Annotated in this window: 24 protein-coding genes; 10 read left to right on the forward strand and 14 right to left on the reverse strand. The window is 47.0% G+C overall.

The features are described 5' to 3' along the window. Positions 1 to 120: 120 nt before the first annotated feature. Both OM416_RS20865 and OM416_RS20870 read right to left on the reverse strand, forming a co-directional pair. Entirely contained in the window at positions 121 to 306 is a 186-nt protein-coding gene (locus tag OM416_RS20865) for a hypothetical protein (protein ID WP_264932668.1), read from the reverse strand. 208 nt (positions 307 to 514) lie between these two features. Then, positions 515 to 778, reverse strand: a complete 264-nt coding sequence (locus OM416_RS20870; RefSeq protein ID WP_264932669.1) for a hypothetical protein — start codon at positions 776 to 778, stop codon at positions 515 to 517. A gap of 287 nt (positions 779 to 1065) precedes the next feature. Here OM416_RS20870 and OM416_RS20875 point away from each other — a divergent pair, with 287 nt between their 5' ends. After that, a complete protein-coding gene (locus OM416_RS20875; RefSeq protein WP_264932670.1) occupies positions 1066 to 1803 on the forward strand; it encodes an HAD family hydrolase in 738 nt (245 codons plus the stop codon). Between the two features lie 59 nt (positions 1804 to 1862). Here OM416_RS20875 and OM416_RS20880 read toward each other — a convergent pair whose 3' ends face one another. Continuing rightward, positions 1863 to 2225, reverse strand: a complete 363-nt coding sequence (locus OM416_RS20880) for a cupin (RefSeq protein WP_264932671.1) — start codon at positions 2223 to 2225, stop codon at positions 1863 to 1865. Positions 2226 to 2583: 358 nt separating this feature from the next. Between OM416_RS20880 and OM416_RS20885 the strand changes: the two genes are divergently transcribed. The 3 genes from OM416_RS20885 (at position 2584) to OM416_RS20895 (ending at position 5067) form a co-directional block, all read left to right on the forward strand. Further along, positions 2584 to 3063: a Dps family protein gene (locus OM416_RS20885; protein ID WP_264932672.1), complete on the forward strand. Its 480-nt coding sequence runs from the start codon at positions 2584 to 2586 to the stop codon at positions 3061 to 3063. Positions 3064 to 3190: 127 nt separating this feature from the next. Next, the gene (locus OM416_RS20890) at positions 3191 to 4402 is read left to right on the forward strand and encodes a nitric oxide synthase oxygenase (RefSeq protein ID WP_264932874.1); all 1212 of its coding nucleotides are present in this window, start codon (positions 3191 to 3193) and stop codon (positions 4400 to 4402) included. A 155-nt stretch (positions 4403 to 4557) separates the two neighbouring features. Beyond that, on the forward strand, positions 4558 to 5067 hold the full coding sequence (locus OM416_RS20895; RefSeq protein WP_264932673.1) for an NUDIX hydrolase: 510 nt from the start codon (positions 4558 to 4560) through the stop codon (positions 5065 to 5067). Between the two features lie 169 nt (positions 5068 to 5236). On the opposite strand, the gene OM416_RS20900 is transcribed toward OM416_RS20895, so the two are convergent. Continuing rightward, positions 5237 to 6523 (reverse strand): MFS transporter, encoded by a 1287-nt coding sequence (locus OM416_RS20900; protein ID WP_264932674.1) that lies wholly within the window; start codon positions 6521 to 6523, stop codon positions 5237 to 5239. Between the two features lie 255 nt (positions 6524 to 6778). On the opposite strand from OM416_RS20900, the gene OM416_RS20905 reads away from it, so the two are divergent. The 4 genes from OM416_RS20905 to OM416_RS20920 are packed head-to-tail and all read left to right on the forward strand — an operon-like array spanning position 6779 to position 10565. Further along, on the forward strand, positions 6779 to 7888 hold the full coding sequence (locus OM416_RS20905; protein ID WP_264932675.1) for an ABC transporter ATP-binding protein: 1110 nt from the start codon (positions 6779 to 6781) through the stop codon (positions 7886 to 7888). Beyond that, positions 7878 to 8711 (forward strand): ABC transporter permease, encoded by an 834-nt coding sequence (locus OM416_RS20910; RefSeq protein WP_017691799.1) that lies wholly within the window; start codon positions 7878 to 7880, stop codon positions 8709 to 8711. The genes OM416_RS20905 and OM416_RS20910 overlap by 11 nt, the downstream gene beginning before the upstream one ends. Beyond that, positions 8686 to 9495: an ABC transporter permease gene (locus OM416_RS20915; RefSeq protein ID WP_062836831.1), complete on the forward strand. Its 810-nt coding sequence runs from the start codon at positions 8686 to 8688 to the stop codon at positions 9493 to 9495. The genes OM416_RS20910 and OM416_RS20915 overlap by 26 nt, the downstream gene beginning before the upstream one ends. Continuing rightward, positions 9492 to 10565: an ABC transporter substrate-binding protein gene (locus OM416_RS20920; RefSeq protein ID WP_264932676.1), complete on the forward strand. Its 1074-nt coding sequence runs from the start codon at positions 9492 to 9494 to the stop codon at positions 10563 to 10565. Before OM416_RS20915 ends, OM416_RS20920 begins: the two co-directional genes overlap by 4 nt. A gap of 344 nt (positions 10566 to 10909) precedes the next feature. Here the strand turns inward: OM416_RS20920 and OM416_RS20925 are convergent, their stop codons facing one another. From OM416_RS20925 to OM416_RS20945, 5 genes are all read right to left on the reverse strand, one after another. Beyond that, positions 10910 to 11410 (reverse strand): hypothetical protein, encoded by a 501-nt coding sequence (locus OM416_RS20925; RefSeq protein ID WP_036667859.1) that lies wholly within the window; start codon positions 11408 to 11410, stop codon positions 10910 to 10912. A gap of 253 nt (positions 11411 to 11663) precedes the next feature. Further along, entirely contained in the window at positions 11664 to 12635 is a 972-nt protein-coding gene (locus OM416_RS20930; protein ID WP_413775814.1) for a cation diffusion facilitator family transporter, read from the reverse strand. 224 nt (positions 12636 to 12859) lie between these two features. Continuing rightward, positions 12860 to 13456 carry an SMI1/KNR4 family protein gene (locus tag OM416_RS20935; RefSeq protein WP_264932678.1) on the reverse strand — a complete coding sequence of 199 codons (597 nt, stop codon included), beginning with the start codon at positions 13454 to 13456 and terminating at the stop codon, positions 12860 to 12862. Between the two features lie 293 nt (positions 13457 to 13749). Further along, on the reverse strand, positions 13750 to 14520 hold the full coding sequence (locus tag OM416_RS20940) for a DODA-type extradiol aromatic ring-opening family dioxygenase (protein ID WP_264932679.1): 771 nt from the start codon (positions 14518 to 14520) through the stop codon (positions 13750 to 13752). Further along, positions 14520 to 15194, reverse strand: coding sequence for an alpha/beta hydrolase (locus tag OM416_RS20945; RefSeq protein ID WP_264932680.1), 675 nt, complete (start codon positions 15192 to 15194; stop codon positions 14520 to 14522). Before OM416_RS20945 ends, OM416_RS20940 begins: the two co-directional genes overlap by 1 nt. A 240-nt stretch (positions 15195 to 15434) precedes the next feature. On the opposite strand from OM416_RS20945, the gene OM416_RS20950 reads away from it, so the two are divergent. Further along, positions 15435 to 15800 (forward strand): VOC family protein, encoded by a 366-nt coding sequence (locus OM416_RS20950; protein WP_264932681.1) that lies wholly within the window; start codon positions 15435 to 15437, stop codon positions 15798 to 15800. Positions 15801 to 15864: 64 nt separating this feature from the next. Further along, positions 15865 to 16404 (forward strand): helix-turn-helix domain-containing protein, encoded by a 540-nt coding sequence (locus tag OM416_RS20955; RefSeq protein ID WP_062836837.1) that lies wholly within the window; start codon positions 15865 to 15867, stop codon positions 16402 to 16404. 130 nt (positions 16405 to 16534) lie between these two features. On the opposite strand, the gene OM416_RS20960 is transcribed toward OM416_RS20955, so the two are convergent. The 5 genes from OM416_RS20960 to OM416_RS20980 form a co-directional block, all read right to left on the reverse strand. Beyond that, a complete protein-coding gene (locus tag OM416_RS20960) occupies positions 16535 to 17254 on the reverse strand; it encodes a 3-ketoacyl-ACP reductase (protein ID WP_062836838.1) in 720 nt (239 codons plus the stop codon). A gap of 240 nt (positions 17255 to 17494) precedes the next feature. Further along, positions 17495 to 18394, reverse strand: coding sequence for a DUF4097 family beta strand repeat-containing protein (locus tag OM416_RS20965; RefSeq protein ID WP_264932682.1), 900 nt, complete (start codon positions 18392 to 18394; stop codon positions 17495 to 17497). Further along, positions 18391 to 18984, reverse strand: coding sequence for a DUF1700 domain-containing protein (locus tag OM416_RS20970; protein WP_264932683.1), 594 nt, complete (start codon positions 18982 to 18984; stop codon positions 18391 to 18393). The genes OM416_RS20965 and OM416_RS20970 overlap by 4 nt, the downstream gene beginning before the upstream one ends. Continuing rightward, positions 18977 to 19306, reverse strand: coding sequence for a PadR family transcriptional regulator (locus OM416_RS20975; protein ID WP_264932684.1), 330 nt, complete (start codon positions 19304 to 19306; stop codon positions 18977 to 18979). The genes OM416_RS20970 and OM416_RS20975 overlap by 8 nt, the downstream gene beginning before the upstream one ends. Positions 19307 to 19602: 296 nt before the next feature. Beyond that, the gene (locus OM416_RS20980) at positions 19603 to 21147 is read right to left on the reverse strand and encodes an FAD-dependent oxidoreductase (protein ID WP_264932685.1); all 1545 of its coding nucleotides are present in this window, start codon (positions 21145 to 21147) and stop codon (positions 19603 to 19605) included. Between the last annotated feature and the right edge of the window lie 292 nt (positions 21148 to 21439).

Here is a 21439-nt window from a genome sequence, read left to right on the forward strand (position 1 = left end):
TCGTTTGTGTGTTCTATAAGAAAAAGAAGCCCCAGTTCACTCAGGTGAGCGGGGCTTCTTTTTCGCGGATTCATTTTCGTATTATCATGTTCGTGTAATTATATATAATCGGAAACCCACTTATTTTAATTTCTCTGGATTCTTCACCTTAATGGAGACCACTTCCCCGCAATCCAAACAAACGGTATATACTCTTTCCGAACCAATTGATAATTTCTTATTCAATGGACGAAGATTGATGAAGTCGGATGCCTGTACGAAAGACGTGCTTCCACAATCGGTGCAATTCTTTACAGAAGTACTCATATGTTCATTCCACCTTTGTATCATTTTGGATGTGTTCTTTAATAATTATATTCCAGTAACTGGGATGGGGCAATCATTCATTATCCACAGTTATCATTTGAGCAAGACTATGTACTCCAATGGAAAAAGAGTCCCCCATCATCGTGTCCTGCTATTCATGATAATTAGCAGGACACGATGATGTAAGGACTACTCTTCTATATTTGATCTACCAGGTAAGCCAACCGCTTGTACGTTTATAGTTGTACAGAAGATCATACTGCTCATAGTACATGAGACGCTTCATTTTGGTTCTATACAGACGATAATCATGTTTACGAGCGGCTTTACATTCTTTGTTGTAATGCGTGCTCTTGATTCCTTTACGGTGATCTTTCAGCTTTTCTTTTCTTGGATCAATGAACTTCTTGTTGTGTCTCTGTGCGAAATTTGTTTCATTTTCCCATGATTGAATCTCTTCCTGTGTGAACATCTTCATCCCCGTTGTACCGGGCTAGATTTTGGCTTGAGTAGCCAGTGCCTTGAGCACAACTAATAGAAGAAGAATTTTGGGTTGAACATCGTCATCACCTCAGATTTAATCATCCTTATTTTAACATATAAAGCCGTCCGATCAATTCTAGTCTAAGCGTTATTATGGGCACTGTTCTGGAGTAGAAGTGATAACGCAATAAATCCCTTTTGGACGAGGCATAGGATTACATATATAGTAGTAAGAAGAGAATGCTTGAGACAGGAGCAGGAGGATCAGTAACAACTATGAATATAAAAAATGAAGCTAAAACGATATTTTTCGATGTGGATGATACGTTATATGATCACTTGGAGCCGCTTCGTGGCGCGTTGCAGGACGTTCTCGGCCTGCCGGATGATTTCCCTTATGCTGAGGCCTATCACCGTTTTCGCTATTACAGTGACTGGCTGTCTGCACAAGAAGATCTATCCGCTGTACCAGAACCGGATGCAGTAGAGCGAATGCGTCGTCGGAGGTTTGAGTTGACGATGGAGGAGTTTGGACTCCCTCTACAATCGGGACAGGCTGAAAAACTACAAGCACAGTATCTGAGCAGACAGTTCGAGATTGTACCTTTTGAAGGAGCATATGATCTGATCAGAAGGCTTCAGGCAGAAGGTCACACCGTTGGTCTGATCACCAATGGAGAAGGAGAGCACCAGCGGCGCAAGCTTGAAGCACTGGATGTGCTCAGTCTCGTTGATGAGCATCTGATTTTCATCTCCGGTACAACTGGGTATGCGAAGCCGGATCGCAGGTTGTTCGAATATGTGAGTAAGCAGTCCGGGACAGATGCCCGTTCCAGCTATTACATCGGAGACTCGTGGCGTAATGATGTGGTAGGTGCAGTGGATGCAGGCTGGACAGTTATCTGGTTCAACCATCGGGCGGCGCTACCGGAGTCCGATCATCAACCTCATTTTGTAGCATCGAGCTATGAAGAGATCAGTCGTATTCTGACTTTTGAGTGTGTTCGAGTTTAAGGAGATTTATGTTTAAAGGAGCAGTCCTGTTACGGTTTTAGGTGCAGGTCTGCTTTTTTTTATAGAATAACTTCTAAGGGCATCAATAATGAGGTGTCTAACTCTTCGCTTTCAATTACAATTGCCATGAGTCCAGCTTCTGTTTTGGTTTCGTGCCATTCATCTTTATCCCAGAGTACAGCCTCGCCACAATGCACTTTGATGTATTCATTTGCTTCCCCTCTAACCCAGCCCTCTCCACTTACTATTAAAAGGAGTTGAGGAACCACAGCTTGGTGATAACCTACTACTCCACCTTCAGCTAAATGCATACATCCGATATGAGCTGCGTTGTCGGTCTGCGTAATACGTGACATTACGAAATTAGATTCGAATTTGGTAATCTTCTTACCTGACTCTTGTTTAAATTGAAATATCCTCATGTTTACCTCCGCAATAGTGACTAAGTTAACTTCCTACAATGGTAACTGTCCTTATGATGGGTATCATCCTATTCAGAATTTATGGAAACCCAATCAGATGATTTTATCATAGCTCCAATAGGTTTGGGAGAATTTGCTTAAAACCATCCTTTTTCTAAATTGCCTGTGCCAACGTTTCTATGAAGCTGTACTTCATGGAATCTTCATTTACAAGACAGTGCATAAGCCTTCCCAAACAGGATATGCAGTGCTATAATTAAAACAAGATTTAGATTAAGTCTAAATTAAAAAAACAAATCAAAGCAATCCATAACAATCATTCAAATTCTATTTTTATATTCGAGAGGGGATAAATTCCATGAGCACAATCCAAACTAGAAACAACACTTTTGCTAACAACGCCACAGCACTTCAAGATGTCCTGAACCGTCAGATCGCAGGTTGGTCCGTACTATACACGAAACTGCATAATTTCCACTGGTATGTCCAAGGACCTCATTTCTTTACACTGCATGCCAAATTCGAAGAGCTGTACAACTTGGCTACGGCGAATATGGACGAAGTTGCAGAACGTTTGCTTGCTATTGGTGGACGTCCGGTGGCTACGATGGCTGAACAGCTGCGTCTGTCTCCAATTGAAGAGGCACAAGGCCAGTTGCCTGCTGAGCGTATGGTAGAGTCGGTGGTTGCTGATCTGCGTACAATGGTGGAAGTGATTCATCAAGGCATTCACGAAGCGGGAGAGGCAAGTGATAATGCAACAGAAGATATGTTGATTGGATTTACCGCTGCGCTGGATAAAGAGGTCTGGATGTTAAACGCATTTTTGGGCAAATAAGCAAAGTTACCCTTCATCCTGACAACGATATGTAGAGTCCGTGAACAAACTGTCCGTTCGCTTACAAATCCGGTGCGCTTGCCGTATAATGATGGCATCCAAGATGTACAGAATGGTGGAATGAATGATGCGGTCAGACCTGGAACAATTGCAGGAAGAAGCTGAACGGTTTATATATACATGTTATGCAGAGCTGGGTCATTCGCGTGAAAACGCGCAGGCCCGGCTTGTTGCCGTTATGGGCGAGATCGAAGTAACGGGTACCTATGTGCATACCACAGAGGAATTGGAACAGGGTTGTAAAATGGCATGGCGGAACAGCAACCGCTGTATCGGGCGGCTGTTTTGGGATAAATTGCGAGTCGTTGATGCGCGTCATGCCGATACGGCAGGAACGGCAGCGGAAGCTGTGATGAATCATATTCATGTGGCATCCAACGGTGGCAAAGTAATCCCGATGATTACCATTCTTCCACCCAATGGGCCGAATGGAACTCCGGTACGACTCTGGAATCATCAGCTGATCCGTTATGCAGGATATGAGACGGAGCAAGGTATTATTGGAGATCCTGCTTCGGTGGAAATGACCAAAGCGGCGGTGTCACTTGGCTGGCAGGGGGCAGGTAGCCCCTATGATGTGTTACCGCTCATTATTCAGGCACAAGGACAAGCACCAGAGTGGTATGTTATACCCGAAGAAGAGATTGTGGAAGTGATGATTGAACACCCGGAGCAGAAGGAGATTGCTGAGCTGGGTATGCGTTGGTATGGTGTGCCGATGATTGCTGATATGCGACTGGAGATTGGCGGTATATCTTATCCGGCAGCACCGTTCAATGGTTGGTATATGGGTACAGAGATCGGCGCCCGTAATCTGGCGGATACGTTCCGGTATAACAAGCTGCCTGCGGTGGCGGCAGCATTTGGATTGAATACGTCGAGTGAAACGACATTGTGGAAGGATCGTGCGTTAGTTGAGCTGAATGTGGCTGTGCTGCATTCGTTCAAAAAAGCAGGCGTGAGCATTGTGGATCACCACACGGCGGCAGCGCAATTTGCGATGTTTGAACAGCGGGAGGAGAAGGCTGGGCGTGAGTTGACCGGGGATTGGGTGTGGCTGATTCCGCCAGTTTCCCCGGCGACAACACATATTTTCCACAGCTCCTATCGGAATGAGATCGTGAAGCCGAACTTTTTCCATCAGGATCAGGCGTATACTCTGAAAGATGGCGTTGCATCTGCCGCAGAGCTGCGAAGCAGCGAGCAGCAGAATGCACAGGTAGAGCATCCCCAGCCACAGGCCGGGGATACACCAATGAAATGCCCGTTTGCACATTAAATTGTGCAGACGGGTTATTTTTTGTGATCCTTTTTTATCAAATTATGGGCTTTAAAATAGGAAAAAAATGAAAATATTCTTTCTCTATATGGAAATATATAACACAACTATAATGAAGCCATGACTTTGACTTCACATAGGGGAGGGAACAATCCATGGGTTACATTGAAACGTTGCGAGGAATAGTTGGCAATGCTCCTGTTATTTTGGTGAGACCGAGTATATTGATCTTGAATAAGACGGGTGAGATTCTATTGGTTCGACATCTGGACGATACGTGGGGAGTACCGGGTGGATTTATGGAGCTCGGCGAATCGGTGGAAGAGTCTGCAATAAGAGAGGTCAGAGAAGAGATTGGTATCGAGATCAAGAAACTTCATCTGTATGGCGTCTTCTCAGGAAAAGAGTTATATACGAAATTAAGAAATGGGCATGAATACTACAATGTGGTCATTGGGTATATTTGCACGGAGTATGAGGGAGAACTGAAGCCAGATGGGGTGGAAGTTTTTGAAGCAAAGTTTTACAAACCAACAGAATTACCTGATAGTACAGACCCTTACTTAAAAAGAAAAATCCAAGAAAATGCAGAGCATATAGCAACATTATTAGGAAAAGCAAAATCGAGAGATTGCCATCGAAATGGTTTCTCTCACGAGTTGTAGAGTTGACGAGCCGAGCGCCTCTTAAAAAGGCGGATTCATTGTGGAATTGTAATTTAACGAAGTGGAAATTGAAGCGAATAACACTTGTGCAGTTTGTTAGAAAAAAAGTATGCCAAAGAGGGATGTCCTCCGTCATGTTAGTGACTTGGGGGACATCTCCCTTTTGTTTTTATACCCGTCTTGTCTTATACCGACTGCGCATCACGGCCTGAACTACAATGGCAGCAGCAATCAGCACCAGGTTGAACACGAACACAGAGTAGAGCGATCCAACCTCCATAAGTAGTGCTGCAACCAGCGGAGATAGGATGGAGCCGATCTCGGCGGCAGATACAATTTTGCCTATGACTGAGCTTCGACTCTCGTCTGGAATATGGTCACCAATATGAGCAAAGAACGAGTCCATGTAACATGCACCACCAACCCCGCCAATCAGCATACCAACGTAGACCCATAGATGGGAGGACGTGCTTAGAAATACTACGACTTCGATTCCGATTAGGAACATGCCGAGCATGCAAAGCAGCAAACGATCGCCCATTCGGTCAGAGAGATAACCGACGAAGGGAGCAGCGGCAAGCGTAGAGATCCCGGATACGGTGAAGGCGAGACTGGTGGCAAACGGGTCCCACTGCATGATATGAGCTGCATACAGTGCGAAGTAGGTGAGGAATACGGCATAGGCGCTCATCTCCAGAAAATGTACAGTGCCATAACCAACAAGTTGTTGACGCCGTGTAAGCCCTGTAGTTGGGCCAGGTATTGTTGATTCGAGAGTTTGGTTGGATTGGGAGGTTAAGGAGGTATCCGCAGCTTGTGTATGCAGTGCATCAGATGTTGTTGAAGGTAAAGGAGGGGCGTCATCCGTGTGAAGCACCGGGTGTGCTGAGTTGACCAGAGGTTTTTGTGCCGTCGTCTTCATCCCCATCGCAGCGACCACGGCCATCAGACAACATACCGTAACGAGCAGAAAAGGCACTGACAATGGCCAGTGCAGCGCCAGCCAGCCACTTATGACCGGACCGAGCACCATGCCGCCACCTTCACTGCTGCTGATATAACCATTGTACAGGCCGCGGTTATCTACATTGCCCCCATCCCCGATGATGGAACGCACGACCACGGTAAGACCGGTGGAAGCCAGCCCTTGCAGCAACCGGAGCAAACCGAATAAAACGGCAGCAGAAGACAAAGCGAAGCCACCCATACAGACCGCGAGCAGTAACAGCATCAGGATGAGCGCCTTTTTCCCTCCGAGCTTTCTATAGATTGCCGCTGCAGGAATGCCCCCAAGGACTTTCCCCACATAAAAGAGTGCAAAAATAACTCCCATCATCCAGCCAGCCAGGCCGAATTCTTCAATAAACAAAGGAAACAGGGGCAGGATCATGAATCCGCCCATCTGACTTAGGAAACAAATCGTCATCAGCAAAGGCAAGTTACGACGAATATCCAAGAGCCAAGACTCCTCTCACACATAAAATGGAATCCCAAACGTGCTTCATTTCCCAAAGGAATGCGTAGATATCGACATATACCCGTAATGTATGCAGAATTTTTGAAAATAAGAAGAAATCACACGCGGCGTTTACATCAAAACCATTGCGGATATACCTGAATCATATATAATAGATGGGTTATCTATAAGGATGCATGAACGAAAGTGTACAGTATTAAGAGGTACCTCAAGTATAAGGGGGCGATGTGAGGCATGTCAGAACAACAACCGATTATCCGCTTCGAAGCGGTGACTCAGCAATACGATCAGGATGAAGCCGTATTGAAAGCAGTCAGCTTTGAGATTGAGCGGGGTAAATTTTATACGCTTCTCGGCCCATCGGGCTGCGGGAAAACAACGATATTGCGGCTGATTGCCGGTTTTGCGGAGCCGACACAGGGCAGTATTTATTTTAACGGTGCGCTCATCAACCGGGTGCCTGCCCACCAGCGGCAGGTGAATACCGTATTTCAGGATTACGCGTTATTTCCACATTTGAATGTATTTGAGAACGTAGCTTTTGGTTTGCGGATCAAAAAGATGAAAATGGCTGAAATTCGCAGCAAAGTGTTGGAAGCCCTCAAATTCGTCAATCTATCCGGTTACGAAAACCGTGAAATCGGCGAAATGTCCGGCGGACAACGACAACGTGTTGCGATTGCACGCGCCATTGTGAACGAACCTGAAATTCTGCTGCTGGACGAGCCGCTCTCAGCACTTGATCTGAAGCTGCGGACCGAAATGCAGTATGAATTACGAGAGCTGCAACAGCGACTGGGCATTACATTCATTTTTGTTACGCATGACCAGGAAGAGGCCTTGGCGATGTCCGACGAGATCTTTGTCCTGAATGGTGGCGTGATTCAACAAAGCGGTACACCGAATGATATCTATGATGAGCCGATTAACCGCTTTGTAGCAGACTTTATCGGGGAATCGAACATTGTATCGGGCAAAATGAAGCAGGACTTTGTGGTGGAATTCGCTGGCGCACAGCACGAGTGTGTCGATCAGGGTCTCCAGCGGGACGAGCCGGTAGAGATTGTCATTCGCCCAGAGGATCTGGAGATTACAACCGAAGACCAAGGCAAGCTCAAGGTTAATGTGGACTCCCAGTTATTCCGCGGGGTGCATTACGAGATATCTACGTACGACGATGCGGGCAATGAGTGGCTTGTTCATTCAACCAAGAAAGCCGTTGTCGGCGCACGAATTGGGCTGTATTTTGATCCGGAAGCGGTGCACGTCATGCGCTTTAACGAGACCGAGGAAGAGTTCGACAAACGACTCGAAGCCTACCAAGAGGCCGCTCATGCAGACTAAGGCCAGCACACGCAATGCGTATCTGATTCCATATGTATTATGGATGGTGTTGTTCGTTGTGGCGCCGGTTCTGCTGGTCATCTATTATTCGTTCTTCGATGTGGAGGGCAACTTCACATTTGGCAACTATGCCCGGTTCTTCACACCTGTGTACTTGCAGATGACGCTCAGTTCGTTCTGGTATGCATTTCTGATTACGGCGTTCTCGCTGCTAATCTCCTACCCGACGGCGTATATGTTGACCCGGACGAAGCACAAGCAGCTGTGGTTGCTGCTGATCATTCTGCCAAGCTGGATCAATCTCTTGTTAAAAGCATATGCCTTCATCGGCCTGTTCGGAACGTACGGTCTGACCAACTCCCTGCTTGAAGTCGTGGGGATTGGTACACAGCAGATTTTGTTCACCGACTTCAGCTTTATCTTTGTCTCGGTGTACATCTTCATTCCTTTCATGATCCTGCCGATCTTCAATGCGCTGGAAGAGATGAATCCATCGTTGATCTACGCGGCGCGCGATCTGGGGGCCTCATCGTGGCTGACTTTCCGCCGGGTTATCTTTCCACTGACCATTAGTGGAGTAAAATCAGGCTGTCAGGCTGTATTTATTCCGGCGCTGTCTCTGTTCATGATTACCCGACTGATTGCGGGGAACCGTGTAATTACGCTGGGAACAGCAATTGAACAGCATTTTCTCGTCACCCAGGACTGGGGGATGGGTTCGACGATTGCCGTCTTTTTGATTATTGCGATGGCGATTATTATGTTCCTGACTGGATCAGGCAAGAAGGAGGTGCGTAATGGGAAGAAACGGAAAGCTGTCTAACGTCTATCTAGCCGTTGTATTCGCCATATTGTACGCACCGATTGCGTATCTGATCTTCTATTCCTTCAATAGTGGCGGCCATATGCGCAGCTTCGAAGGATTCACGCTCGAATGGTACAGAGAGGTGTTCGCCGATACACGACTGCTCATCATTGTGCTGAATACATTTATCATTGCGCTCCTGTCATCGGCGATCTCGACTATTCTTGGCGTAGCAGGAGCACTGGCGATCTACCATGTGCGTCGCAAACGGACCAAGAATACACTGCTGTCACTCAATAACGTGCTCATCGTTAGTCCGGATGTTATCATTGGTGCGTCATTCCTGATTCTGTTCACCATGATTGGCATCAAACTGGGTTTCACTTCGGTTTTGCTGTCTCATATTGCGTTCAGTGTGCCGATCGTTGTAATCATGGTGCTGCCAAAGTTGCAGGAAATGAGCCCAACACTGATGGATGCGGCGCGCGATCTGGGCGCTGGTTCATGGCAGATTCTGACCCGTGTGGTGCTGCCATACGTGAAACCGGGTATTTTTGCCGGATTCTTCATGGCATTGACGTACTCGCTCGATGATTTTGCAGTAACATTCTTTGTCACGGGTAATGGGTACTCTACACTTTCTGTAGAGATATACTCGAGAGCAAGGCAGGGTGTATCCTTGTCCATCAATGCGTTGTCTACCCTGTTATTCTTGCTCACGGTGCTGCTGGTGGTTGGATATTACTTCATTAACCGCCGTGCAACACGGATACCACCCGGAGGAAAGGGGCTGCGTCCATGAAGCAACTGGTACGGACATTTGCAATTGTATTCGTGGCAGCCTTTGCCCTGATGATCCTGGCTTCGTATCTGAACAAGAGTCAGGGGTATTCTGGCGGCAACACACTGACCATCTACAACTGGGGCGATTATATCGACCCCGATCTGCTCAAGGAATTTGAGGATGAGACAGGCATTAAGGTCATCTATCAGACGTTTGATTCCAATGAAGCGATGCTGACCAAGATTGAGCAGGGCGGTACCACGTTTGATGTGGCGATTCCTTCTGAATATGCGATTAGCAAAATGAAAGAAGAGGACCTGCTCGTTCCACTCGATCATAGCAAATTGACCCATCTGCATAACATTGATCCGAGGTTCATGGACTTGTCCTTTGATGAAGGCAACAAGTACTCGATCCCTTATTTCTGGGGAACGGTGGGGGTTGTATACAATCCCGAACTGGTGGATGGATTGACATTTGATAGCTGGAATGACCTGTGGGACCCACGTCTGAAAAACCAAATCCTGCTCCTTGACGGTGCACGCGAAGTCATTGGGATGGGATTGAACAGTCTCGGGTATTCTCTGAACGATACCAACGAAGACCATCTGCAAGAAGCGCTGAAAAAGCTGTCTACCCTCACGCCGAACGTAAGAGCGATTGTCGGAGACGAGATCAAGATGTTGCTCGCGAATGAGGAAGCTGCAGTTGGACTTGTGTGGTCCGGGGATGCATCCGAGATTATGGATGAGAACGACAAGCTGGATTACATGGTGCCGGAAGAAGGCTCGAACCTCTGGTTCGACAACATGGTTATTCCGAAGACAGCGAGTAATATTGAAGGGGCACACCAGTTTATCAACTTCATGTTGGACCCTGATCATGCCGCTCGCAATGCCGAGTATGTCGGGTATTCCACACCAAACGCCGAGGCGCTCAAGCTGCTGCCAGAGGACATCTCGGAGGATGAACGCTTCTATCCGGACGAGACACTGACAGGTAAGCTGGAGGTCTACGATAATCTGGGCAAAAAAATGCTCTCGCATTATAACGACCTGTTCCTGGAGTTTAAAATGCACAGTAAATAAGAGGTAATAGCATCTGATAACGATCCATCGTGGCTTACTAAGTAGAGTCAATAGCGTGTGAACATTTCGTTAGATTATGAAAAAAAACAAAAAGGGTTGCTGCTCGTCATTCAACTGAAATGACGAGCAGCACCCCTTTTTTATTACCTGCTTCAGAGCAAAAGGCTCAGGTCATATTTTTTCGTGCACACGTTAACGGAGGGGACAGAACAAACGAAGGAAGCGAAGCGTTCGCCTTTATCACCGGATTTCCCCATTTCAGATGGGATTCAAAAAAATCCGGGGATAACAGCGATCCGAAGTTGTTCTGTCACCGCAGTGATCAAGTGGAAACGAATAAAGGGTTACATGCGCTTTTTGCGACCTACCATGATCCATGCCCCACCCATAATCAGCACAATTGCCACGAACGGTTGGATAAAGCTCAAGCTACTCAGCATCGTGCCAATCGACATTACGGCGAAGAACAACAGCGATATCACCGTTAGAATGTTGATGGGGATCAGCAACCATTTGTTCCGACCACCGAACCAGTACAATTCAAACAAACCAACAGCTACCGCCAGAATGAAGCCCGGCCACATCGTACTCCAGTTGTTAAACAGCATCGCGATCTGACAGACAATACCCACGGTGAGCAGCAAGCCACCGGGAACCAGCAGTCCAACCCCTCTGCCAATCATGGAGAAGTACAGCCAGTGGAAGAACAGTCCCAGTGGAATCACGAATAACGTGGGCCAGAAGGTCGCAAAGATCGTACCCGGACCGAGTGAACCTCCCTGGTTCAGAATCAGGTACACGCCCAGCAAAATGAGAACAGGCGCAAGGATCGTACGTTTAGCCATAATATCTCTCCTTCTCAATCAAACATTAATTTCCGAACGGTTGTATGTAGAGCAATACTTTCGTTACTCACAGCATACCATGAACTGGAAAAGTCTATCCTCCGTCTTTGGAGTTAAAGTGAACCTAGACCAAAGTCTAGGTACGTAAATTTGAGAAACTATACTCCCTAGATGAGTGTGTAGTTGAACATGCTAAGAACCCACTCTGTTGAAGAGTGGGTTCTGTCTTTCTTTTTATAAAAAGAGAAGCTCGTTATTTCAACACATCCGAATGTTTCTTACTCCAGCTGTTCACGCCGTCATCCTCAATAATGGAGATGGCTGCGTCCGCAATGTCGGGATCTGTCATCAACTTCTCCTGAATACGGAACTTGATGTCATCTGCATCGGCAAGGCTGAGTCCTTTGGTCAGTTCAATCAGACCTTCCACATGATAATAGCGGCCTTCCTGGATGATACGCATCATCTGAATATCGGCAACGTGCGTGTCTGCGAGAATGGTTTGGGACACTTTATCCTCAATATCCTGCGGAGCCGCAACACCGATCAATCCGATCATATTATCGTAACCAACCCGGAAGGCTACAGCGATCATCAGACATCCAATAATCGTCGTCACAATGCCGTCGAGCAATGCAAAATTGGTCAAGGCAATAACCACGACAGAGATCAGCGCAAGCAGGGCACCGAGTACAGCGACAACATCTTCGTAGAATACGAGACGTGTTGGTGGCGCAGCCCGGCCAACATTTTTGATGGCAGCAGGGACCAAGGCCAATCCAGCCGCTTTGGGTGCGCGTGCTTCTTTGAGAATTTCCTTCATGGCTTTGATCAGAATGGCCCCGTCGATCAGAATGTTCAAGACGAGCACACCGATGTTAATCCAGAGACCCCCGGAATGACCGGCAGGATGTTGGAGCAGGTGAATCCCCTCATGAATCGTTTCATAGGCCATAATCGTCACGACAATAACGGCGATCATGCAGAAAATGTTAATGACCCGTCCGAATCCGGTCGGGAAGCGGCGTGTAGGTTTTTTCTCGGACAACACACTTCCGACAAAGACAAACCCTTGGTTAATGGCATCAGCGAGTGAATGCATCGCCGAAGCGAACATGGCGCCACTGCCACTGAATAGGAAGGCTCCCCCCTTGCACACCGCAAGAACAGCATTACCTGCCATCGCTACGGCGGAGGATGTGTTTCCTTTTTTGACGAGAGACATAAAGCTCTCAGACTTCGGTTGTTCAGCCACTTCGGTTGTTCCTCCCAGATCAATGTATTAGGTGTAGAAAAGGCAGTTTATCTATACAGCATGTGCATTTCCACTAAATGTTATTATAACCGCTTTGACATATCCCAGCATTATGCAAAAAAGGTCATATCATCATGCTTATCATGTGATCCATAGGGAGTAGGCTGATTCCAGTTTGGATACGTTATACTTTCTCAGTACTCGATGGCCTCAATGGCACGTAAATTCCGGTTGGATTGTTCCAAAAGCTCGGTAAACGTCCCGGCGACGTAATATATAAAATCCGGATCATGCACGTACATAATAATCTGCCCAACCGTTCCTTGCTCTGTCGGATCAAAGTCGAGCATCAGATACAGCGAACCGCCTCCAAGCTTGCCAAAGGTAACCCATTTCTTTTGAAAAAGGTAGGGTTTGATTCGGGGATCAAGCTCACGGATCTCTTCTTCGGTAAAATAATCATCCATGCGGTTCTCCACCAGCGTGGACTGCTCCTTTTGAATCTTTTCCAGGGATAACAGGTAAAATGGCTCGGATTCCCGACCTTCTTCAAGGCTTGGATACAAGACGTGAAATCCATAACCGCTCCCATTTTTACGTTTATAGAATGCACGAAAATCAGCAGGCAATTGAATACCTTGTTCACGCTCGAATGCGTCGAGCTGCTCATCCGTCACGCCATCAAACCCGTGATACGCCTCTAAGAGCTCCCGGTTTTCCTCATCCTGTACCTTTTCCTCCAGCAAAACATCCAGTTCATCCATCAATTCATATATACGTTGTTCTGGCATCCAATTCCCCTCCGTATGAGCTATTCAATTAATAGGGTGAGTGATATGCGAGTAAACTGTACCTAATTTCACCTCATATTATAGTTATAATCCAAAAAAGCACACAAGAATCCGGAGTCCTTGCTTACGTACTACAATGGTCTCATTATTCAAAGGCCCAATCGATTATGTACAACCATCATGACAGTCGCTTCTAACAACAAATAAAGCGTGAGCAACAGGGGCATTCCCTCTAACTCACGCTTATTGTTTATCTACTATATAAGTAGTACTAACCATTTACAAAGTCCTCTTTAATCAAACTTCCAGCAGGACAGACTAAGGTTGCCATACTGATAGGCTTTGAACAGGAGCGATGCTCGCTTGTTCTGATCTCCGGCACCCATGGCGAGTAACAGCGGTACAAAATGCTCCGGCGTAGGCACGGCAGCTTGAGCTGAAGGTGCCAGTTTATCATAGGAGAAGAGAGACTCCGTATCCCAACTCACCAGCTTGTCATGCAGCCAGTTGTCGAACTCGGATGCCCACGGGTCAACGCCATTACTTTCCCAGTTCAATTGACGTAGATTGTGGACGGTTCCACCACTGCCAATCACGAGAATGTCTTGCTCACGCAAAGAAGCGAGTGCCTGTCCGACCTGATATTGCTCCTCACCAGTCAGATAGCGATTCACCGACAAGGCAACCACGGGAATATCTGCATCCGGATAGAGCAGGCGCAGAACGACCCAGGCGCCGTGATCCAGGCCGCGAACATCATCCGTCTGTACCGGAATCCCAGCTTCTACAAATAAACGCTCCACTTCAGCAGTGGTTTCTGCCTGTCCTTGAGCCGGGTACTTGATCTGATACAGCTCGGGTTGGAAACCGCCGAAATCATAGATGGTCTCGTAATTGGCTACCGAGGATACAAGCTGAGTTGTGGATTCCCAGTGAGCAGAGAACAATACGATTGCTTTAGGTTTTGGCAGTTCCTTTCCAAGTTTTTGCAAAAATTCAGTGTACACATTCTCCTCCAGTGCCAGTGATGGGGCACCGTGAGCAATAAACAGAGATGGCATCATTATGAATTCAGTCCTTTCGGGTCTTCGGTAGTCAGATTTGCATCCGTCCGAAGCCAGTGTTGGAATTGTTGATATAGATCGGGGGTCACCTGATGCCCACCGTTGTAAGGTACATATGTGACGTGATTGGTATGTTGACGGAAGAAATCGGCGTTATCTTCGCCCAGTTGCAGCGGGAATAGATGATCCTGATCTCCATGTGAGATGAACACAGACAGCTCCGAATCAGGTTGTAGCTTGTACTCGTCTTTCACAAATTGTGGGATGTACCCACTCATGGCTACTATACCTTTAATCGCATCTCCCATGATTAGCGATAAAGTCATGGCCATAATGGCACCCTGGCTGAATCCGGCGATATAACGCCGCGTGGGATCAATCGCATATTTGGCGGACAGATCAACAATCAACTGTTGCAGTCCCAGCACGGAGGCATCATATAATTCACGGATGGGATTGCCAATGCTTTTGATCTGAAAATAAGCATAACCTCCACCCTGAACGATAGGTCCACGGATGGCGACGATAATAAAATCAGACTGAAGGGGTTCCATCAAACGAAGCATATCTTGCTCATCTGATCCCATGCCATGTAAGGCGAAGATTACAGGATAACGCTGATCTGAATTGTAATGGGACGGTAATCGGACTTCATGTATATAAGGAGAATTCATTGAAAACACCACCTGATGAGGATTGAGTTACAACTATCGTTCTGACAATAAAGTTACAATGAAAGTTCACCAATATGAAATAAATATTCTTATTTATGAACAAAATTTATCATGGTTTCATTGTAGGGTCAATACTTTTTTTGTATGATGAATATATGTTGTTTATAAGAAACCCTGAATAGTTTTAAAAGAAGTGTCGCTATGCATGGTTCATATCTTATTCCCGAGGACGTGATCAGGATGTTAAAGAGTATCGTGCCTATTTTGAGAATATTTGATGAAAATAAAGCTAGAGAGTTCTACCTTGAATACCTGGGTTTCCAATTGGATTGGGAACATCGGTTTGAGCAAGATATGCCCTTATATATGCAGGTTTCGCTCGATTCCATCGTGATTCATCTGTCCGAACATCATGGAGATTGTACACCTGGAGCTGCCTTGCGCGTGGAGACGGATAACTTGGATGCATTACATGGTGCACTTCGTCAGAAAGAGTACAAACATGCGAGGCCCGGTATCGAGGAGACACCGTGGAATTCAAGGGAGATGACCGTGACGGATCCGTTCGGCAATCGGATTATATTTGTGGAGGCACGCGCCGAATAGATAACCTAAAGAAGCGAAGCGTACGCATGGCGTTCGAAAATAAATAGAAAAGGAGGGACGCGATATGGATATTGGCTTGGCTATTCGTACGATCCGCAAACAGAAACAGATTACGATCATGCAGATGTGCGAGGGAACCGGTTTGTCCAAAGGTTTTATCAGCAACGTGGAAAATAACAAAACGTCCCCTTCCATTGCTACACTTGAAAGTATTGCGGATTATCTGGAAGTGCCACTTCCCTATCTGCTGCTGACACCAGAGCAACGGATGAACGTGGTACGCAAGAACGAGCGTAAGGAAACGACAGCCGGAAGTGGACAGATTAAAGTGCAGCAGCTTACCGCTAAAGGTGCAATGCGTATGTCCATTGTGGAGTTACCGCCAGGTGCATCGACTGGGGTTAGCAAACATGCCGGGGAGGAAAGTCATCTGGTGTTGCAGGGCAAGATTCGTGCGGAGCAATGCGAAGATGTGGAAGTTCTTGAAGCGGGTGATTCGTTCACCTGGAATGCAGTTGTGCCCCATGAAGTGACTAACATTGGTGAGGAGCCTGCGGTGGTGCTCATTGCGGTGTCCAAAGAATTAGGTTTGGATCATTTATAGAATAAAAAAAGGACGGCTCCCAAGTCATGAACATGCGAACATGCACATGTACAATGGGAAACGTCCTTTTATATGTTTAACGAACAATAAGGTGCGAGAGGTTCGTTAGAAAGATAGAGGAAGACTCTGTTTATTGCGGATTGGTCGTCCAGATGCCTGCCGCTTTGACGAATACACGGTCGGACAGCTTGAGCGTTGCGAGTGCAAGTTCAGCTACATCTTCCGCTTGCATCATGCGATCTTCGTCACCAATTTTCAGTCCGGCATTGGTCGCAAGTTCCGTATTGACTGTGCTTGGTGTCAGCGCCGTTACACGAATGTTGGACTTACGCACTTCCTGCATCAGGGATTCGGTCATGCCGAGCAACGCAAACTTGGATGCACAGTAAGCTGAACCTGTAGCGAATCCACGCTCACCTGCAGTGGAAGCAATATTGATGATGCTACCGCTACTTTCCTTGATCATGCTTGGAAGGACTGCGCGTGTAACGTAATATGTACCCATAACATTGACATGCAGGATGCGTTCCCACTCTTCTGGGTCCATATCCAGCAACGTACCGAAGCTTGCGATACCTGCATTGTTGATCAGGATATCCACTGCGCCGAGTTCCATCTCAATGGCTGCTACAGCGGCTTCCGCCTGTGTGCGATCCGAGATGTCTGCTACAGCACTGGTTACTTTCACGCCGTATTCTTGACTAAGTGACTGTTGAAGAGCCTGAAGATCCGAAGCGGTACGTGCAATAAGTCCAAGGTGCACACCTTCTTTGGCAAGTGCTTCAGCGATGGCACGGCCGATACCTTTTCCGGCTCCTGTGATGATAGCTGTTTTATTTTTAAGTTCCATGTGGGTAATTCCTCCTTAGAAATGGACTAGGGCGTGTCTGAAAACTCCGAAGGAAGCAGATTTTTCTGAATTTTCGTTCCAAGCAAGGAAGTTTTCTGCAGGCGTGCCGGGGCACGTCAAGGGAAAGTGACGCAGCATGGGGCGAAAAGGCGGTAAAAGATGCACTTCAGCGAGTTTTGAGACACGTCCTAGCACTCAATTATACTATTATTACCCACAGTTCGGAAATTGGCTTCATCACTATTTGGTAATCTCGATGCTGCCAGAAGAAGTACGTGCCTTGATCACTTCCCGGCTTACCATTGGGGATTCAGGTACATCCACACTTCCGGAAGTAGCCTTAGCATCATAGATCCCGTCAAAATCAGGTGCAGCTTGAATGAAAATATCTCCTGATGTTCCGGATGCGTTGATTGGCGCAGAATGGGACTGTTCAATATGAATGCTACCGGAGGTGAATTGAACATCGGCCGCACCATTCAATTCAGTGATCTCAATATCTCCTGATTTAATCTCACTGTTTACTTGACCGACTATCTGATCAGCAGTGAAGCTTCCGGATGTCTGTTTCACGGTCATGTCTCCATCAATCATGGAAGCGTTAATGTCACCCGAAGTTAGAGCCAATTCAATATTGGGCGCCTTGATGTTTTCCAGACGAATGGAACCTGAGGTATTGTTCAGCTCAAGCTGATTGGCATTCAGACCTGTCAGATCCCAGTCACTTGAAGAGGAGACTAGCTTAACCTCATTTAACTGGTGTCCTTCAGGCAGAGCGACGGTTATTGTGGAGTCTCGATCATTCCAATAGAGGGTGAAAAGTTGCAATCGTTCACGCTCTGTCTGAGACAGTTGGAATGTGCCGTTGGATAAAGTGGCTTGTTCGAAGCTTTTGACTACGGCAGGGTCCCATTTGCCATCCACTTCGATATAACCATTCGAATCCGGGCTTACGACAAATTCAATATCTGCACTGAAATTCGCATTCATATTGATGTTCTGCAATTCATTCGCTTTGAAATCCCATCGTTTGGAGTAATGCTCTCGTTCATCTCCGAACTGAACCCCATATATGGATGTCCCTAGCAAACCTATACCGATACATATCACGGCCAAAGCAAGCCATTTCTTGGTACTCATGCAGAAACATCTCCTTTCATCGTGTTTTTATTCCATCTAATATATTGAAGAGTGACGATTTTGAAGGCTTTAAAAACGTAATTGGATGCAATGGCAAAACAAATGCCGACACCGAAAGCGCCAATCGCAACGAAGATTTCTGCTTTATCGAGTTGGCTCAGGAATACGAAATCTACAACCGCTGCTACAGGAGCCAATACCAGCAAGGAAAGGCTGGCAATGATAAGCCATACCGACCACATCATGAGACCAAGAGGGATACCAAGGATCAGATTCAGGAACAACAGCCCGATGGCTGTGAAGAAGTTGCGAGTGGCTCTGGTGCTGTTTCTAGATGACCGCATGTCGCGATACGTCGGTGCATAGAACGCATCTGAACCCGGGGTATGCACGTCATATCGATCACCGAGTGCTTCCTTGGCGATCTCTTCCGGCTGACCGAGTTCCCGAGCGATCTCTTCTTCCAGTCTGCCTTCTCGTAGTCCAAGCTCGAAATGTTGATCATAGTCGGAGAGTAATTCCGCCCGTTCCTGCGGGTCCATCGGCCGTAGATGAACTTCCATGGCCTTCATAAATTGTTGTCTATTCATTGGGGATTCCTTCCTCAATCAGATTTGCGACATTGCGCACAAAGTCATTCCACTCTGTCGTCAGTGCCGTCATGTAGTCGCGACCTGTATCGGACAGTCGGTAATACTTGCGCGGCGGGCCTTCAGTTGATTCTTGCAGGTAGGTGGTGCAGTAACCGTCATTCACAAGCCGGCGAAGCAAGGGATACAGTGCACCTTCAGCAACTTCGATATGTTTGGAGACAGCCTGAGCCAGTTCGTAGCCATACCGATCCTGGCGGTTAATTAATACCAGGACGCACAGCTCCAATACTCCTTTTTTGAACTGGATGTTCACATTCACACAGGTTCCTCCTTAATGGCTTCATTTATCGCTAGTGTATATTGTTCAGTAGTAGTGAAATCATCATAGCATTCAGTACTGTTTAATGCAAGGTAGTGATTTTAAAATAGTTCCGTATCACGATTGATCGATAATAAGTTCGTTTAATACGGATGCTTAGCTGAAGCTGTCTGTTTAGCTATAATTCAGCATACGCAAAAACCGGATCGGTTACTTCCGTCTGGAGGCGGATTCCGATCCGGTCTGAGAGATGAACTTTTGGTTCTGCGGTTTACAGATTAATCGCTACCCGTAGGTTACTCTTGTGCGTCGAGAACTTTAAGGTCTTCCACAGCAGGACCCTCAATGACATGGCCTGCATAATCGAAGCGGGAACCATGACATGGACAATCCCATGACCGCTCCCCCTCGTTCCATTCCACTTCGCACCCCAGATGGGTGCAGGTGGTATCCACCAGAAACAATTTGCCACTGGTGTCCTTGTAGGCGCCAGCACGTTTGCCGTTATGACGAACGACAGCTCCTTCATCTTCGCCAATATCACTAAGGTTTTTGTGCACAATGCCTACTTTACCGGAGATTAATTCCTTGGCTACATTCACATTTTCCACAATAAAATGCTTCATGCCAGGATCGGCTTTGAATCTTGCCGGATCGAATATAGCAGCATGAGGATTATCACGTCCTGTAATGCGATCGGCGAGAAGGTGTCCTGCCATCGTGCCAGTCGTCATTCCCCATTTGGCAAACCCGGTCGCCACATAGACACGTTCATGTCTTCCGGTAATCGGTCCAATGTAAGGCACCTTGTCAATGGAGATCAGATCCTGAGCTGACCAGCGAAAAGGAATGTTGCGAATGCCAAATGTCTCCGCTGCGAACTGCTCCAGGCGTTCATAGTGACCGAAGGTGCAGATGCCTTGTCCGGTTTTGTGATTTTCGCCGCCGAAGAGGATAAGTTCCTGTCCTTCATGTAAGACGGTACGCAGGGAGCGGTACGGTTTATCGTCCGAAATGTACATGCCACCCGCATACGGTTTTTCCGGTTCGACTAGTACGGCGTAGGATCGTTCTGCGTGTAACCGCGTGAAATAAAATCCGGGATCATAGACGGGAAAATGAGAAGCCACGACAACATGTTCCGCTGTTACAGATGGGCCATCTCCATAGGTTCGTACATGCAGTGAAGCGTCTTCCTCTACATCCGTAACTGTCGTATGCTCGTAGATCTGTACCCCGTGTTTCACAGCGGAATCGAGCAAGTAGTGAAGATAGGCCAGCGGATCAAATCGTGCCTGACCCGGCATGCGAATGCCTGCTCTGGCGGGAACCGGAATGGGGAGGGGATCGACCCACTCACCAGGAATGTGGAGTTTGCCATAGGCGGTCAGCTCGATCTCCAGTTTTTTGATGTTTTCCTCTGATTGAATATAGACGTAGGCATCTTCCTCTGCCCACTGGCAATCAATCTGTTTTTCCTTCACCAGATTACGTATCCACTTCGCGGCATCGGCATTGCCTTCATAGTACATCCGAGCCTGTTCTTGTCCGAAGTGATGCATAATTTCATCAAATATGACGCCGTGCTGTGCAGATACCTTGGCCGTGGTATGGCCGGTTGTGCCATCCAGTACTTTTCCAGCCTCCAGTACGACCACACGCATACCCGTCTGTGCGAGCAGATAGGCTGTAGTGATCCCGGTAATACCAGCTCCAATAATCGCTACATCGGCGGTGATATCTTCGGTTAGTTTTGGATAAGCGTCGAATTCATGCGTCGCACGCCACAGTGATTCCGGAACGGGCGGCAGACCCGTCTTGGGCTGCTGATTGTCACTCATTTTTCTTCCTCCTTGATCATCTTCAATCTATCGAATGGGATGTTGTTCAGCGCACGTCGTTGTACTCTTATTCATGATTGCCAGACTATGCCAGGAAAAAACGGTGCTGTTCAGATTTTGCAGGGGCGATGTTCACAATTTCCTGCGCAGCACCTCTGTTTTTTTTGCTAAACATGCTTTATGATAGGATTATCGAAACCGTTTTAGGTGTGAGAGTGAAAACGAAGTTACTCAGCAATAAACGCTTATTATAAAAGGATTAATTTATTTGTTGGAAGAACGAATGCAGTCG

The organism is Paenibacillus sp. LS1 (genome assembly GCF_026013365.1).
Taxonomy (GTDB): Bacteria; Bacillota; Bacilli; order Paenibacillales; family Paenibacillaceae; genus Paenibacillus.

Excerpts from the sequence above, each read along its gene's own strand:
- OM416_RS20865 (WP_264932668.1), bottom strand. The coding sequence starts at position 306 with ATGAGTACTTCTGTAAAGAATTGCACCGATTGTGGAAGCACGTCTTTC.
- OM416_RS20870 (WP_264932669.1), bottom strand. The coding sequence starts at position 778 with ATGTTCACACAGGAAGAGATTCAATCATGGGAAAATGAAACAAATTTC.
- OM416_RS20875 (WP_264932670.1), top strand. The coding sequence starts at position 1,066 with ATGAATATAAAAAATGAAGCTAAAACGATATTTTTCGATGTGGATGAT.
- OM416_RS20880 (WP_264932671.1), bottom strand. The coding sequence starts at position 2,225 with ATGAGGATATTTCAATTTAAACAAGAGTCAGGTAAGAAGATTACCAAA.
- OM416_RS20885 (WP_264932672.1), top strand. The coding sequence starts at position 2,584 with ATGAGCACAATCCAAACTAGAAACAACACTTTTGCTAACAACGCCACA.
- OM416_RS20890 (WP_264932874.1), top strand. The coding sequence starts at position 3,191 with ATGCGGTCAGACCTGGAACAATTGCAGGAAGAAGCTGAACGGTTTATA.
- OM416_RS20895 (WP_264932673.1), top strand. The coding sequence starts at position 4,558 with ATGGGTTACATTGAAACGTTGCGAGGAATAGTTGGCAATGCTCCTGTT.
- OM416_RS20905 (WP_264932675.1), top strand. The coding sequence starts at position 6,779 with ATGTCAGAACAACAACCGATTATCCGCTTCGAAGCGGTGACTCAGCAA.
- OM416_RS20910 (WP_017691799.1), top strand. The coding sequence starts at position 7,878 with ATGCAGACTAAGGCCAGCACACGCAATGCGTATCTGATTCCATATGTA.
- OM416_RS20915 (WP_062836831.1), top strand. The coding sequence starts at position 8,686 with ATGGGAAGAAACGGAAAGCTGTCTAACGTCTATCTAGCCGTTGTATTC.
- OM416_RS20920 (WP_264932676.1), top strand. The coding sequence starts at position 9,492 with ATGAAGCAACTGGTACGGACATTTGCAATTGTATTCGTGGCAGCCTTT.
- OM416_RS20925 (WP_036667859.1), bottom strand. The coding sequence starts at position 11,410 with ATGGCTAAACGTACGATCCTTGCGCCTGTTCTCATTTTGCTGGGCGTG.
- OM416_RS20930 (WP_413775814.1), bottom strand. The coding sequence starts at position 12,635 with ATGTCTCTCGTCAAAAAAGGAAACACATCCTCCGCCGTAGCGATGGCA.
- OM416_RS20935 (WP_264932678.1), bottom strand. The coding sequence starts at position 13,456 with ATGCCAGAACAACGTATATATGAATTGATGGATGAACTGGATGTTTTG.
- OM416_RS20940 (WP_264932679.1), bottom strand. The coding sequence starts at position 14,520 with ATGATGCCATCTCTGTTTATTGCTCACGGTGCCCCATCACTGGCACTG.
- OM416_RS20945 (WP_264932680.1), bottom strand. The coding sequence starts at position 15,194 with ATGAATTCTCCTTATATACATGAAGTCCGATTACCGTCCCATTACAAT.
- OM416_RS20950 (WP_264932681.1), top strand. The coding sequence starts at position 15,435 with ATGTTAAAGAGTATCGTGCCTATTTTGAGAATATTTGATGAAAATAAA.
- OM416_RS20955 (WP_062836837.1), top strand. The coding sequence starts at position 15,865 with ATGGATATTGGCTTGGCTATTCGTACGATCCGCAAACAGAAACAGATT.
- OM416_RS20960 (WP_062836838.1), bottom strand. The coding sequence starts at position 17,254 with ATGGAACTTAAAAATAAAACAGCTATCATCACAGGAGCCGGAAAAGGT.
- OM416_RS20965 (WP_264932682.1), bottom strand. The coding sequence starts at position 18,394 with ATGAGTACCAAGAAATGGCTTGCTTTGGCCGTGATATGTATCGGTATA.
- OM416_RS20970 (WP_264932683.1), bottom strand. The coding sequence starts at position 18,984 with ATGAATAGACAACAATTTATGAAGGCCATGGAAGTTCATCTACGGCCG.
- OM416_RS20980 (WP_264932685.1), bottom strand. The coding sequence starts at position 21,147 with ATGAGTGACAATCAGCAGCCCAAGACGGGTCTGCCGCCCGTTCCGGAA.